Annotated in this window: 11 protein-coding genes; 7 read left to right on the top strand and 4 right to left on the bottom strand. The window is 35.4% G+C overall.

The window, feature by feature from the left end:
* Positions 1-64: 64 nt before the first annotated feature.
* The 3 genes from ACKX2A_RS10620 to ACKX2A_RS10610 are packed head-to-tail and all read left to right on the top strand — an operon-like array spanning position 65 to position 2,317.
* Entirely contained in the window at positions 65-631 is a 567-nt protein-coding gene (locus tag ACKX2A_RS10620; protein ID WP_415324468.1) for an RNA polymerase sigma factor, read from the top strand.
* Positions 612-1,247, top strand: a complete 636-nt coding sequence (locus ACKX2A_RS10615) for a hypothetical protein (protein WP_415324466.1) — start codon at positions 612-614, stop codon at positions 1,245-1,247. The genes ACKX2A_RS10620 and ACKX2A_RS10615 overlap by 20 nt, the downstream gene beginning before the upstream one ends.
* A 32-nt stretch (positions 1,248-1,279) precedes the next feature.
* Positions 1,280-2,317: an outer membrane beta-barrel protein gene (locus ACKX2A_RS10610; RefSeq protein WP_415324464.1), complete on the top strand. Its 1,038-nt coding sequence runs from the start codon at positions 1,280-1,282 to the stop codon at positions 2,315-2,317.
* Positions 2,318-2,406: 89 nt separating this feature from the next.
* On the opposite strand, the gene fumC is transcribed toward ACKX2A_RS10610, so the two are convergent.
* Positions 2,407-3,801, bottom strand: coding sequence for a class II fumarate hydratase (gene fumC, locus ACKX2A_RS10605; protein ID WP_415324462.1), 1,395 nt, complete (start codon positions 3,799-3,801; stop codon positions 2,407-2,409).
* Between the two features lie 329 nt (positions 3,802-4,130).
* Between fumC and ACKX2A_RS10600 the strand changes: the two genes are divergently transcribed.
* Entirely contained in the window at positions 4,131-5,738 is a 1,608-nt protein-coding gene (locus ACKX2A_RS10600) for a fumarate hydratase (protein WP_415324460.1), read from the top strand.
* Positions 5,739-5,832: 94 nt separating this feature from the next.
* On the top strand, positions 5,833-6,129 hold the full coding sequence (locus ACKX2A_RS10595) for a hypothetical protein (RefSeq protein WP_415324458.1): 297 nt from the start codon (positions 5,833-5,835) through the stop codon (positions 6,127-6,129).
* A gap of 98 nt (positions 6,130-6,227) precedes the next feature.
* Here the strand turns inward: ACKX2A_RS10595 and ACKX2A_RS10590 are convergent, their stop codons facing one another.
* A complete protein-coding gene (locus ACKX2A_RS10590) occupies positions 6,228-7,097 on the bottom strand; it encodes a helix-turn-helix transcriptional regulator (protein WP_415324457.1) in 870 nt (289 codons plus the stop codon).
* A gap of 150 nt (positions 7,098-7,247) precedes the next feature.
* Between ACKX2A_RS10590 and ACKX2A_RS10585 the strand changes: the two genes are divergently transcribed.
* Positions 7,248-9,311: a T9SS type A sorting domain-containing protein gene (locus ACKX2A_RS10585; protein ID WP_415324455.1), complete on the top strand. Its 2,064-nt coding sequence runs from the start codon at positions 7,248-7,250 to the stop codon at positions 9,309-9,311.
* 493 nt (positions 9,312-9,804) lie between these two features.
* Here the strand turns inward: ACKX2A_RS10585 and ACKX2A_RS10580 are convergent, their stop codons facing one another.
* Together ACKX2A_RS10580 and ACKX2A_RS10575 are read right to left on the bottom strand one after the other, a co-directional pair.
* Positions 9,805-10,236 (bottom strand): organic hydroperoxide resistance protein, encoded by a 432-nt coding sequence (locus ACKX2A_RS10580; RefSeq protein WP_415324453.1) that lies wholly within the window; start codon positions 10,234-10,236, stop codon positions 9,805-9,807.
* 83 nt (positions 10,237-10,319) lie between these two features.
* A complete protein-coding gene (locus tag ACKX2A_RS10575; RefSeq protein WP_415324451.1) occupies positions 10,320-11,327 on the bottom strand; it encodes an alpha/beta fold hydrolase in 1,008 nt (335 codons plus the stop codon).
* A 254-nt stretch (positions 11,328-11,581) separates the two neighbouring features.
* On the opposite strand from ACKX2A_RS10575, the gene ACKX2A_RS10570 reads away from it, so the two are divergent.
* Entirely contained in the window at positions 11,582-14,422 is a 2,841-nt protein-coding gene (locus ACKX2A_RS10570; RefSeq protein ID WP_415324450.1) for an alpha-amylase family glycosyl hydrolase, read from the top strand.
* The last annotated feature ends 226 nt before the right edge of the window (positions 14,423-14,648 follow it).

The raw sequence follows: 14,648 nt of genomic DNA, 5'->3' as shown, positions 1-14,648 counted from the left end.
AAAATAAATTTTTGTGTAACCTTTTTCAACTTTTGTTGTCTTTAAGATAGAAACAGTTTTAAGAATGAAAATTTTGTTCGGAAATAAAAAAGAAGATTTGCTAAGCCGCCTGAAAAAACAGGATCCGGCTGCTCAGAAAATTTTTTATGAGCAGAACGTGAAGAAATTTCTGAGTGTGGGCAAAAGTTACATCAGCGATCTCTATCAGGCAGAAGACTGTGTGATCAAGGCTTTCTGCAAAATTTTCAAACATATCGAAAGTTTTCGCGGTGACGGAAATCTTGAAGGCTGGGCAAGAAAAATCGTCGTTAATGAATGCCTGAATTTCATTAAAAGTCACAAAACGGTTTTTTATATCGACGATATCAATCCGGCTTTTATGGTTGAGGTTCAGGAAGAGGAAGCGGTTTTCGATTTCAATGCACAGGATCTTTTGGATCAGCTTCCGGATGCTTACAGAATGGTTTTCAACCTTTATGTTTTGGAAGGCTATTCGCATCAGGAAATTTCTGAGACATTGCAGATTTCAACTGCGGTAAGCAAAACGCAGCTTTTTCGGGCAAAAGAGAAGTTAAGAGTGCTGTATCTTCAACAACAAAAAACAATGAGAAATGAGTACATTCAGAGATAATTTAGAAGAAAAGATCAGAAAGCAGATTGAAGAAAGAGAGATCACTCCTTCCAGAAATCTTTGGTCTGAAATAGAATTGCAGAAAGGGGTAAAGTCTTCAAAATCTAATCTAAGCTGGATTTTGGCTGCAGCGTGTATCGTTCTTGCTTTTGGATTGGGATTTGTTATTTTTTCAAATCCTTCCGGAAAAAATACTCCTCAAAATACAATTGAAATTGCTGAGGTAAAAAATACGCCGGTTCAGGAAAAAGCAAAGAGAAAAATTAATGATAATAAAATTTCTAAACCTGTTTATGCTGAGAAAAAGATAATTAATGAAAATAAATCAGTTTCAACTAAAATTATCAATGAAGTTCAGCATACACCGAAAGTTTTAGCAGAGCAAAAAACTGAAACTCCAAAAAAAGAAGAAATACAGGTGACTGTTCCTGAAAAATCTAACGTTCAGGTTCCTGTTGAAAAAGTTATCGCTCAGTCGGAAGATATTCCTAAAACTCCAGCAAAAAAGAAAAAATATGTAGATCCTGCCACTTTACTTTTCTCGGTTGAACATAAAGATGTGATCGAAAAAACAAAAGAAAGCAATGTCGCAACCGTTGATCTGAACGGAAAATAATACAAATATTTAACAATAAAAAAATTAATAATATGATTAAAAAAATGATCATGATGGGATTCTTATGTCTTGTTTCCACATCAATTTACGCACAAAGAAAGCCACTGGTAAATCTTCAGTCTAAAGAAGATACGGAAGTAAGCCCGATCGTAAAGGAAAAGGTGGATGAATATGCCAAAAAAATCGACGCCATCATTCAGGAAGAAAAGAAAAATATGGAGGCAGAATTGTTGACGCTTCAGGCTAAAAATCTTGATAAGGCAGAATTTGATAAGCAAAAATCTGTTATTGCCGATCATTTTTCAGAAAAAATTGACCAGAGAATTGAAGAGTTGGGATTTGATTTGGATACCGTAATTCAAAAGCAGGTAAGATATTCTTTGCTGAATTCTGATGTAACTTCCAATGAAGAATTAAAAGAAAAGCTGTTGAAAAAATTTCGCCCGACAAAAGATTTAAGCGGATATATTTCTTATGGAATCATGACCCTTACGAACAGCAAAGCTGACAATGCTTTAGATAAAAATTTAAAATATGCAGGAAATTTTGAATTTGGCTTAAAATTCAACTATCAATTCAGCAGAACAAGTCCGCTTGGTTTGATTACGGGAATTGGTTTCTCTTGGAGAACGTTGAGCATTGATAATAATATGTATTTCGCGAAAGATGCCAACTCAAATGTTTATCTAGCGAATTATGAAAAAGGTTTGGATAAAAGTAAATTGAGAACAGGATATATCATTGTTCCTTTAGGTTTACAATATAATTTTTCAAAGTTGAAGAATGCCGGAATGGATGTTCAGTACAGAGATTATCAGAAAGGATTTAAAATTGGGGCAAATGTTTACGGTGGTGTAAAAATGTCGACCAACAATATCATAAAAGGAGACGGAATCAGTGATAGAGAAAGAAGCAATTATGAGGTGAGTCCGTTTATTTATGGTGGACAATTTACGGTTTCCTACAATGATTTCAGTCTTTTTGTGAAAAAAGATTTCGGCAACTTCTTTAAAAGCGGAAATTTTGAGGATAGCAAAGCATTGGTTTTCGGAGCATCGCTTTGGTGGTAGAACACAAATTAACATTCATAGATAAATTGATAAAGGCCGGAAATAATTTTCCGGCCTTTTTTGTTTATGATTGATTTTTTGAACTTAATCTATTTCAAGCTTCCTACCATATCTTCAGGTTTTACCCACTCATCAAATTGTTCGGCAGTTAAAAGTCCAAGATTTACGGCTTCTTCTTTTAAAGTTGTTCCGTTTTTGTGAGCGGTTTTTGCAATTTTTGCTGCATTTTCATAACCGATGTGTGTGTTCAAAGCCGTTACCAACATCAAAGATTTATCAACCAATTCTTTGATTCTTTCGTTATTTGGTTCAATTCCAACCGCGCAATGATCATTAAATGAAATACATGCATCTGCAATTAACTGAGCGGATTGCAAGAAATTGTAAGCCATCACAGGTTTGAAAACATTCAGTTCATAATTTCCCTGAGTTCCGGCAAAGGAAATTGTGGTATCATTTCCCAAAACCTGAGCGCAAACCATCGTCATCGCTTCATTTTGCGTAGGATTTACTTTTCCTGGCATGATAGAAGAACCCGGTTCATTTTCCGGAATGTGAATTTCTCCAATTCCTGAACGAGGACCAGAAGACATTAATCTTACATCTTGAGCAATTTTATATAAAGATACCGCCAATTGTTTTAAAGCTCCGTGAGATTCTACGATTGCGTCATGAGCAGCCAATGCTTCAAATTTATTTTCCGCCGTTACAAAAGGAAGATTCGTGAATTTGGCAATGTATTCTGCAACTTTTACGTCGTAACCTTGTGGTGTATTTAAGCCAGTTCCAACTGCAGTTCCTCCCAAAGCTAACTCGGAAAGATGAGGCAGCGTATTTTTTAATGCTTTAATTCCATAATTCAATTGAGCGACATATCCTGAAAACTCCTGTCCCAAAGTTAACGGAGTGGCATCCATCAAATGCGTTCTTCCGATTTTTACAATATCTTTAAAAGCTTCTGATTTCTCTGCTAAAGTATCTCGAAGTTTTTCAACTGCAGGAATCGTCGTTTCAACAACTTTTTTGTAAGCCGCGATGTGCATTGCTGTTGGATAAGTGTCGTTAGAAGATTGGGACTTATTAACATCATCATTGGCATGAATTTCAGATTTCTCGCCCAAATTTCCGCCATTATTTACATGAGCTTTATTGGAAATAACTTCGTTTACGTTCATGTTAGATTGTGTTCCAGAGCCGGTTTGCCAGATTACTAAAGGAAATTGGTCGTTCAGTTTTCCTTCTAGGATTTCATCGCAAACAGTTGCAATTAAATCTCTTTTTTCTGCAGGAAGAACTCCCAGATCGGTATTGGTAAACGCAGCCGCTTTTTTTAAATAAGCAAAAGCCTCGATAATTTCGTGTGGCATAGAACCCTCCGGACCAATTTTGAAATTGTTTCTTGAACGTTCTGTTTGTGCGCCCCAAAACTTATCTGCAGGAACCTGCACTTCACCCATGGTGTCTTTTTCTATTCTGTAATTCATTGTGATTGAAATTTGTTTAGTTTTGATTTAACCACAAAAGCCACAAAAGATTTATTTAATTTTTTAAAAAGAATTTCAAAAGTCCACAAAACTGAAAATCAAAGATTTTCAAAAACTAATGTGTTCTTCTAAAGCTGTATTTATTAAGCTTAAAATAACTAAAGTGCTAAAAACTTTTGTGCCTTTTGTGGTTAAAAAAATGTTTCTATAAAGTTAATGAGAAATGAAAACTCTCGCAATTTATAATCATTATAAATATCAATCTAAGTGACTGATTTTGCTCATGCTTTTTTCACGATGTTTTATTTTTGCAACAATAAAAAATTGAAATGGAATTTAGATATCAGGATCCGTATCCGATTCAGAAAGATGATACGGAGTATAAGAAGTTGACTTCAGATTATGTAAAAGTTGAAAAATTAGGAGACAGAGAAATTTTAACGATCGATCCAAAAGGTCTTGAGCTATTAGCTGAAGAAGCTATGGCAGACGTTTCTTTCATGCTTCGTTCTTCACACCTTGAAAGTTTAAGAAGAATTATCGATGATCCTGAAGCTACTGATAATGATAGATTCGTTGCCTATAATTTACTACAAAATGCTGCTGTTGCTGTAGAAGGAGCTTTGCCTTCTTGTCAGGATACCGGGACGGCAATTGTAATGGGTAAAAAAGGAGAAAACGTTTATACAGGCGTTGATGATGGCGAGTATTTAAGCAAAGGAATTTACAACACCTATCAAAAAAGAAATTTAAGATATTCTCAGGTTGTTCCTTTAACGATGTTTGAAGAGAAAAATTCTGGCTCAAATCTTCCGGCGCAAATTGATATTTATGCTAAAAAAGGAGATTATTATGAATTTTTATTTCTAACAAAAGGAGGAGGTTCAGCAAACAAAACTTTTCTTTACCAAAAGACAAAATCTTTACTCAACGAAAAATCTTTGGAAGCTTTCGTAAAAGAACGAATTTCAGATTTGGGAACGGCTGCTTGCCCGCCTTATCACTTGGCTTTAGTTATTGGTGGAACCTCTGCTGAAGCGAATTTAGCGGCTGTGAAAAAGGCTTCTGCAAAATATTACGACAATCTTCCGACAGAAGGAAATGAAGCTGGACAGGCTTTCAGAGATTTGGAATGGGAAGCAAAAGTTCAGAAAATCTGTCAGGAAAGTGAGATTGGGGCTCAGTTTGGCGGAAAATATTTAACACATGATGTTCGAGTAATCAGACTTCCTCGTCACGCGGCTTCTTGTCCGGTCGGAATGGGAGTTTCTTGTTCGGCAGATAGAAATATTAAAGGGAAAATTACAAAAGAAGGTATTTTCTTGGAGCAATTGGAACAGAATCCGAAAAGATTTTTGCCTGCAACACCACCACATTTGGAAGAAGCGGTTGAAATCAATTTGAATCAGCCGATGTCTGAAATTTTAGCTGAACTTTCAAAATATCCAATCAAAACTAGATTAAAATTAAACGGGACTTTGATCGTTGCAAGAGATATCGCTCACGCAAAAATCAAAGAATTATTGGATGCAGGACAACCAATGCCGGAATATTTCAAAAATCACCCGATTTATTACGCAGGACCTGCAAAAACGCCGGAAGGAATGGCTTCAGGAAGTTTTGGACCTACAACTGCGGGAAGAATGGATGTATATGTTGATGAATTCCAAAGCCATGGCGGAAGTATGGTGATGTTGGCAAAAGGTAACAGAACAGCAGATGTAACAAACGCTTGTAATAAATACGGAGGTTTCTATCTTGGTTCAATCGGAGGACCAGCTGCGATCTTGGCAAAGGACAATATTTTGTCGGTTGAGGTGGTAGATTTCCCTGAATTAGGAATGGAAGCAGTAAGGAAAATAGAAGTAAAAGATTTCCCTGCATTCATCATTACAGATGATAAAGGAAACGATTTCTTTGCTAATCTTGCGCATTAATTAGTTTAAAATCAAAATAAATAATAAAATAGGACGCATATCTTTTGTGTAAAAAAATAAAAAGTCCTATTTTTGCCTAAAATCTTTAAGAAAAATGATAACGATTTTATCAGCATTTTGGCCGTTTTACCAGTTCCTTTGGACGATTTTCTTCGTAACAATGTTCCTAGTAGGTTTCTGGTGTATTTTTATGTTCTTCGGATTGGTAATTCCAATGTGGTTGACTGAAGGTTTGAAAGAGTATTTTGGAAAAGTAAAACCATTTGATCCTGAGGAAATTAGAAGTAAAAAAGTTTATGAGCAAGAAGGAGTAGAAGTTATCTACAATGAGCCTAAAGGTCACGGTCCTTTTATTCATGATCACGGTCACGATAGTCACGGACATCATTAATTGATTGTCATTGCTTTTTCACCTGAATTCTGAAAAAGTAATATCAAAGCAAAACAACATATATAAACCACTTAATTTTATTAGGTGGTTTTTCTTTTTTATTCTGTTCTTAATTTTTCCGGAGAGACTCCAAATTTCTTTTTAAAGGCACGCGTAAAATTCTGAACATACTCATATCCGCATTCTATTGCGATTTCTTTAATCATAATTTCTTTATTGATGATTAATTTTTTCGCTTTCAACATTCTGAGATCTGCAATATAATCACTTACCGTAACATGATATTGGGCTTTGAATTCTTTTCTGATTTTGTTTTGATTGATGCCAATCAGCTTTCCGATTTCTTCCACTTTAATGTTTTTATGATAATTTTCATCTACGAATTTTTTAATCATCGAAGGAATTTTCGGGATTTCTTGAACTGTATTTTTTTCATCAAACTGTTCGAACATAAGGATTAAAAGTTTGATAATTTTCGCTTCGACAAATAATTTCTGCATTACTCCTTTCTTTGAAGAGCTGACAATTTCCCTTAAAATCATGTGCATTTCTACCGTCATATAAGGCGGAGTCTGCTTGTGAAGAAAAATATAATTATTACGGATCATATTTTCCAGGATGTCTGCGTTTTCTTTGCTTTCTTCCGGATTGATGAGTTTCAAAATATAATTATAATGAATCTGAATTTGAAGATATCTTAAAATTTCCTGATTTTCTGTCCAGAGTTCCGCCATACTTTCTTCCGATGAAAAATGAAGAATGTATTGATTTTTCTTAAATATAAACTTCGATCCGCAATCATGGGCTTCCAAATGAATATTCGGACTCAGCAAAAAAAGTAAATTAAAACTCGATTTGCTTTCAATCATGTTCGATCTGAAAAATTTTTCTGCATACGAATCTTCCTGCATTACAATTTTAATGTCTTCGGATCTGAACAATAATCCTTTATCAGATTGATTCTTCATACGGACAGTCTTTACGGGCATGGTACAATTTTAAATAAAGCTGAGTCTGAGATAACAAAAAGTTCGGAAATGATAACTTGAGGTTAAATAGCTCAACTAATTTTGCGCAAAATTAAATATAATTTAGAATAAATAAAAATAATATTAATTATGCTTGGAAAATTACATTTTGCGGCGCGTAAGATTGGAGCAGGATTTATGCTGTTGACGATCGCAGAGAGCTTTACATATGCTCAGCAATGGGAAAATGTAGGAGGTATACAAATGGTTTCTGCAGGTGGAAGTAGCTACAATAATCTGGTAGTTAATGGTGGAAAATATTATCTTTCTTATTATGACACTTCGGTAGCAAAAGGTTCTGTACAAATGTTTGACGGAAATTCCTGGTCATATGTCGGAGGAAACGCAGGAATTACAACAGGAGCGGCTTTATTTAATTCATTAAGTATAGGCGGGTCAGGTGATTTATATTATACAAATCAGGGAACAGGATTGGAGGTTCGACAATTCAATGGTTCTTCCTGGGTACAATTACCAAGTCCGACAACTTCGGCAGTTAATTATCAGGCGTCCGCTGTTTCTCCTTCGAATATTGTATTTACCTTTTCAACTCATAATTCAGGAACTGTTCAGCGCTACGTGAACGGAACCTGGGAACAGGTAGGAAATACAGGCTTTTCGAGCGGAGCCGCTTTTGCGGAAATGGTGATCGGTACGAATAACAAAGTCTATACTTGTAATGTGGCAGGCGGAGTTAGAGTTTATGAAAATTCAACTAATGCAACAACTGCAGATAATTGGATTTTAGTTGGTGGAAATGTTGTTGATGCATCATCTTCAAGTGAACAATATAATTCTGATATCGCAATTGATGCCAATAATAACTTGTATGTAGCTTATGTTTCAAACTCTGCAAACGGACAAAAATTAAACGTCAAAAAATTCGACGGAACAAACTGGGTGCAGGTTGGAAATGCAAATTTCTCAAGCGGAAGAGTACAGTATGTTGCTCTTGCTGTGACAACTTCCGGAGCTCCATATGTTGTAGCAAGCCGTTGGGAAAATGATGATTTATTAAAAAATACCGTTTACAAATTAGATCCGGCAACCCAAACCTGGGGAGTTTTCGGAGGTAATTTTATCTCCGACGGACAGGCAACTTATAATGATCTTGCTTACGATGACTCTACTAACTCTCTTGTTTTAGCATATTCTCAAAATGGAACAAAAGTAAAACGAATTTCTCTAACAGCGCCATCTTCATGTAACGGAGCAGATCCTGGAATTAATGCAGGAGATACAAGTTGTGTAAGCTTTACATACAAAGGTCAAACTGTTGAATACACAACAGTAAGGGGAGCTGACGGTAAAATTTGGCTTCAACAGAACTTAGGAAGTTCAAAAGTTGCGGGTTCTTTCGATGATCCTGATTCTTTTGGAGATCTTTTTCAGTGGGGAAGATGGGATGATGGTCATCAAAACAGAACTTCTGCAACAATAAATGCTCCCACTTCAAATTCTCCGGCAGGATTATCAGGAATCAATTCATTTATCATAGGTACAAGTACGGCTTCTTGGTGGGCAACCAATGCTGCAAGTGATGCATGGAACGCTTCTTCAGCAACAGGAACAACTTCGGCAATTGGTGCAGATCCTTGTAAAGCGATCGGACAAGGTTGGAGATTGCCAACTCAGGCAGATTGGACAAATCTTGTAAATGCAGAAGGAATTAATAATCCGGCAACAGCGTATGCTAGTTATTTAAAATTGCCATCTGCGGGATATAGAAGTAATACGACAGGAGCATTTACGTTTGCAGGACAAAGAGGGTATTACTGGAGTTCGGATACGGCAAACACAGGTGGAAAATATATGTATATAGGAACAACAGTTGTTACACCGGGTTCTGGAGGACCAAGAGGACAGGGTGAGTCTGTAAGATGTACAAAAGATTTCTCAGGATTGGCAACTTCTGATGTTCGGTTAAATATTAAATCGATCGGAATTTATCCAAATCCTACCAAAGGGATTTTAAATATTAAAGCAGATTCGGTGATCGAAAATGTAAATGTTACGAATGTTATAGGACAAAAAATAAATGTGAAGTTCTCGGAAGATCAAATTGATATGCAAGGTCTTCCAAACGGAATGTACATTGTAGAATTAAAATTGAAGAACGGGCAGACGTTTTCTAAAAAAGTGGTTAAAAATTAATTTCCACGCATATTTGATTGATAGAACAAAAGGTTTTGAAAGAAACCTTTTGTTTTTACATAGTTAGTTCATTTAAATTACATAGACTCGGCGATGTCCTTTGGACATCGCCGAGTCGTCTTAAGATAAAAAATATAGGGGATGAAAATAATTGAATTGGATGAAATTGCTATTTTAAGCTTTGTTATCTTTGTTAATTAGAACGCCTTTGCGAACTTAAAAAAGAATAGTAGTCCAAAAAACTTAGCGACCTTTGCTTCAAAAACTAAATCGCAAAAACTAAATCTGTTTAAACTAATTTTGGATTTAACCACAAAAGTCACAAAAGCGATGTATTTATTATTAGATAATCAAAAGTATTCAAAAGAATAAAAATCAAAGATTTTTAAAACTTATGTTTTCTTTTTTTAAGTTTATTAATAAGCTTTAAATATTTTATCTAAAATCTTTTGTGACTTTTGTGGTGAAATAAAAAGTTTAACAAGTTCAATATTTAAATAATATTAATTTCCACATTAATATTCCCTCTCGACATTTTAGAATAAGGACATGTCTGGTGCGCTTCTTCAGTCAATAATTTTGCGGTTTCCACATCAATTTCCGGAAGACTTACATTCAGACGAGCCTGTAAAAAATACACATCATCTTCCATACAAAGATCCACTTCTGCATCTACAAAAGTTTCGGCAGAAAGTCTGATTTTTCTTTTTCTGGCAGCCAATCCCAATGCTCCGATAAAACAAGCCGACCATCCTGCAGCAAAAAGCTGTTCAGGATTTGTTCCTGTTTCATTTCCGCCCGGTGTTGAAAGTTTGATGTTTAAATTTCCGTCTGAGCTTTTAGAAAATCCTTCACGACCGCCTGTTGTATGAGTTTTTCCTGTGTATAATACTTTTTCTGCTTGAATAATGTTTGTATTTTCCATTTTATTAAGATTTTTATTAATTACAATTTATTTAGATTTAATTTTCAACTATCAACTATCAACTATCAACTATCAACTATCAACTATCTCGAATAGCCATCCACTTCAACAATCGCATTCGCAAAAGATTGTGGATCTTCCTGCGGTACATTGTGTCCGATTCCTTTTAAAATTTTATGGGAATATTTTCCTGTAAATTGGCTTTCATAAGCCTTTCCATCAATTGCAGCTCCGTCAAAATCACTGCTGATTGTAATTGTGGGAACATTAATTTTTGGTTTGGATTGAAGTTTTTTCTCCAATTCATCATACTTTGTTTCGCCTTTTGCTAAAGACAATCTCCAACGGTAATTGTGAATAACGATCGCCACATGATCTGGGTTGTTGAAAGATTGTGCCGTCTGATCGTAAGTTTCTTTATTGAAATTCCACAGGGGAGAAGCCGTTTTCCAAATTAATTTATTGAATTCATACGTATTGTCTTTGTACCCTTTTTCACCACGTTCTGTTGAAAAATAATATTGATACCACCAACCTAATTCTGCATTCGGAGGCAGTGGTTTTTTATTCGCTTCTAGATTGGTAATGAGATAACCGCTCACAGAAACCAGCCCTTTTACTCTTTCCGGATAAAGTACAGCCATCACATCCGCAGTTCTTGCTCCCCAATCGAATCCACCGATAATTGCTTTGTCGATTTTTAAAGCATCCATTAAAGAAATAATATCGTTTGCAACTGCAGTTTGTTGCCCATTTCTCATCGTTTTATCCGAAAGAAAACGAGTTGTGCCAAAACCTCTTAAATAAGGGGTAATCACTCTGTACCCTTTCGCCGTCAATAAAGGGACAACTTCTTCGTAACTGTGAATGTCATAGGGCCATCCGTGAAGTAAAATCACCGGGGTTCCGTTTGGTGAACCGGCTTCTGCATAACCAACATTCAAAACACCTGCGTTGATTTGTTTTAAAGTTCCCAATGAACTTTTCGTTTCTTGAGCGTTTAATCCGATATTAAAGGTCAAAATTAAGATCGTGCTGATAACATATTTTCTAATGAAATAGATCTGTTGATAAGTTGATTTGGTAAACATAATGATTGAGTTTTTAAATTTGATGTGACAAAAGTAAAAGCCTTTCACCTGCAAAACCATGACAAATTAGATGAAGCGGACAAACAGATAGATGAATTAGTCAAAACTTAGGATAAAATTAATCAGGAAGAGAAATTATTGCACATTGCATAATTTATAAATAAGTTAAAATTTATGTTTTCTGAATGAAATTTAAATAATTCTCAAAAAATAAATTACATTCGTATTGTACTAACTTGAAAAAACTATTTTTTATGAAGAAATTTTATTCCGGTGTTTTGTTGTTTATCATGGCTCTTGCGTTTGGGCAGATAAGCTATACAATTACTCCGAATCCGTTTAATGAAACGGACAATATTACATTAACGGTCCCTGGAAATCAGATTGATGAAACAGCTTGGGGTGTTTCAAACAATGCAATTTATATCTGGACGTGGTCTTTAGATACAAATTATCAAAACAGTCAGGATTGCCCTACCAATGGAAGCTGGAACAGTTCGAATGAATTGAATAAATTAAGCTACAATTCCACAACCGACACGTATTCTTTAACGTTTACACCGACAACTTTTTACGGAAGAACAGGAATCGGAAGATTTGGATTTTTACTAAAAGATAAAACAGGTTCTCATCAAACGTCGCCTGATATTTTTGTAAATGTCGGAGTTTTGAATTTAACAATGACTAATCCTGCCGCGAACAGTTTGACATCGGTTCCGACAGGAAACTCCATCAACATTACAGCAACTACAAACGTTAACGCAACATTTCAGTTAAAAGCAAACGGAACAGTTGTAAATTCTACTTCTACGCCCTCATCTTCTTATTCTTACAATTACACGGTAACAGGAGATGCGAACATGGAACTGATTGCAACGCAGGGATCGACGTCAAAAAGCTCAACCTTTATTTTACAAGTTCCGAGAAATGTTGTTTCCGAAGCAATACCAAGCTGGATAAGACAGGGAATCAATTACAATCCGACAGATAATACAAAAGTTGGGCTGGCTTTGTATGCTCCGACTAAAAATTTCGTTCATGTGATTGGAAGTTTTAATAACTGGACGGTGAATGACTCTTATTTAATGAAAAGAGATACCACAAATCCAGATTTGTATTGGATTGAATTAAATGGTTTAACGCCACAGCAATTATATACTTTCCAGTACAGAACAAATGATCTAAGAAAAGTAGCAGATCCTTATTCTCCACAGATTTTGTCTTCTTACGACGATCAGTATATCTCACCAACAACCTATCCGAATTTACCGGCTTTCCCTTCCGGACAGGGTTTTGAGGTTTCTATGTTTAAAACAGGACAAACGCCATATAATTGGCAGGTGACGAATTTTCAGCGTCCGGCAAAAGAAAATCTTGTAGTGTACGAATTGCTCTTGAGAGATTTTACGCAGGAAAAAAACTGGCAGTCTTTAATTAATAAAATTACCTATTTAAAAAATTTAAACATCAACGCAATCGAGCTTCTTCCAATCATGGAATTTGAAGGAAATCTTTCGTGGGGATACAATACATCTTTCCATTATGCTTTAGATAAAGCTTATGGAACGCCTGAAAAATTCAAAGAGTTTGTTGATTTGTGCCATCAAAACGGAATTGCCGTAATTTTGGATATCGCATTCAATCATGCGACTGGACGTTCACCGTTGGTAAGACTTTGGAATGTAGATCCTGATGGAGATGGCTATGGAGATGTAGCTGCAAATAATCCTTACTTTAATACAGTTCCGAAGCACTCGTATAATGTATTTAATGATTTCAACCATACAAGTCCTTCAACTAAATATTACGTTGAAAGATGTCTTCAACAATGGTTAAGCGAATATCACATTGATGGATTCCGTTGGGATTTAACAAAAGGGTTTACACAAAATTGCTCTGAAAATGATGAAGCCTGTACCAACGCTTATCAGCAGGATAGAGTAGATATCTTAAAATATTACGCAGACAGACAATGGGCTTTAGATCCAAATTCTTACATGATTTTTGAACATTTGGGAACCGATGCGGAAGAGCAGCAATGGGCAAATTACAGAATTGCAGAAGGAAAAGGAGTAATGCTTTGGAATAACCAGAACGGACCGTATAATCAGAATACGATGGGTTATAAGGAAAACAGCAACTTCGATAGAATGAATCACACACTTCACGGATTTACAAATATGTCCGGTGTTGGTTACGGAGAAAGTCATGATGAGGAAAGATTGATGTTTAAAAATCTGGCTTACGGTGCTGTAAATGGGTCTTATGATGTTAAAAACTTAAATACAGCTTTAGAAAGAATGAAAGCTTTCGGAGCGACATTCTTCACAATTCCCGGTCCGAAAATGATTTGGCAGTTTGGTGAATTAGGCTATGAATTCAGCATCAACAGATGTGCGGACGGATCGATCAATAATGGTTGCAGAACCGATGAAAAGCCAATTGCATTCAATTTAGGTTATGATACAAACGTAAACAGAAAAGCGGTTTATGATACTTGGGCGAAAATTATCAACATCAGAAATGCAAATCCTGTTTTTAAATCTAAAACATATACAGTTGAATCCAATAACTTAACAAATGATCCAAACGGATTGATTACAAGGATTTACGTTTACGATAATACACTAACATTAGGAATTAAAAATGTTGTTGTATTAGCAAATTACACAACGGCAACGCAAAATGTTGTTCCGTATTTCCCTTACACTGGGCAATGGCAGAATTTAATGGATAATTCAATCTTTACGGTGGCTTCCATAACAGCTCCGATTTCTCTGCAGCCAGGAGAATTCAGAATTTTCGGGAATTATACTGGAACAAATTTATCCACAATCGATGTGAATGCAGAAAACGTATTATCGCTTCAAATTGGGGATAACCCAGTAAAAAATGGTTTGGCTAAATTAATTTACCACAAAGCAAAAAATGGAGAGATCTCAATCTACGATATGAGTGGAAAAAAGATGGAGGCATTTAAGCTTACCAATGAAAACGGAACATACGAATTGAAAACAAATTATCCTGCGGGATCATATTTGGTTCATTTAAAATCAGATACAGGAATTGCTATTCAAAAAATGATTGTGAAATAACCTGTGGATAAATCTGAGGATTACTATACAAAGAGGTCACGAGAGTGATCTCTTTTTTGTTTGTCCACATTTTTTTCACATTTAAATTAATGCTTATTCATAAGAAACTAACGGCTTTTTAACACGTAATTCACAAGATTTTCCACATAGAAATTCACAAATTATTTGGGCTTGCCAATAGCTTACCAAGACGTTATCCATATCTTATTCACATTCAAAAAATAAC

The organism is Chryseobacterium sp. MMS23-Vi53 (assembly GCF_047651245.1).
Taxonomy (GTDB): Bacteria; Bacteroidota; Bacteroidia; order Flavobacteriales; family Weeksellaceae; genus Chryseobacterium.
The sequence above is the reverse complement of the archived record's forward strand: the minus strand, read 5'-3'. Positions and strand labels throughout refer to the sequence as shown.

Coding starts and splice junctions, on each gene's coding strand:
- ACKX2A_RS10620 (WP_415324468.1), top strand. CDS start 65: ATGAAAATTTTGTTCGGAAATAAAAAAGAAGATTTGCTAAGCCGCCTG.
- ACKX2A_RS10615 (WP_415324466.1), top strand. CDS start 612: ATGAGTACATTCAGAGATAATTTAGAAGAAAAGATCAGAAAGCAGATT.
- ACKX2A_RS10610 (WP_415324464.1), top strand. CDS start 1,280: ATGATTAAAAAAATGATCATGATGGGATTCTTATGTCTTGTTTCCACA.
- fumC (WP_415324462.1), bottom strand. CDS start 3,801: ATGAATTACAGAATAGAAAAAGACACCATGGGTGAAGTGCAGGTTCCT.
- ACKX2A_RS10600 (WP_415324460.1), top strand. CDS start 4,131: ATGGAATTTAGATATCAGGATCCGTATCCGATTCAGAAAGATGATACG.
- ACKX2A_RS10595 (WP_415324458.1), top strand. CDS start 5,833: ATGATAACGATTTTATCAGCATTTTGGCCGTTTTACCAGTTCCTTTGG.
- ACKX2A_RS10590 (WP_415324457.1), bottom strand. CDS start 7,097: ATGAAGAATCAATCTGATAAAGGATTATTGTTCAGATCCGAAGACATT.
- ACKX2A_RS10585 (WP_415324455.1), top strand. CDS start 7,248: ATGCTTGGAAAATTACATTTTGCGGCGCGTAAGATTGGAGCAGGATTT.
- ACKX2A_RS10580 (WP_415324453.1), bottom strand. CDS start 10,236: ATGGAAAATACAAACATTATTCAAGCAGAAAAAGTATTATACACAGGA.
- ACKX2A_RS10575 (WP_415324451.1), bottom strand. CDS start 11,327: ATGTTTACCAAATCAACTTATCAACAGATCTATTTCATTAGAAAATAT.
- ACKX2A_RS10570 (WP_415324450.1), top strand. CDS start 11,582: ATGAAGAAATTTTATTCCGGTGTTTTGTTGTTTATCATGGCTCTTGCG.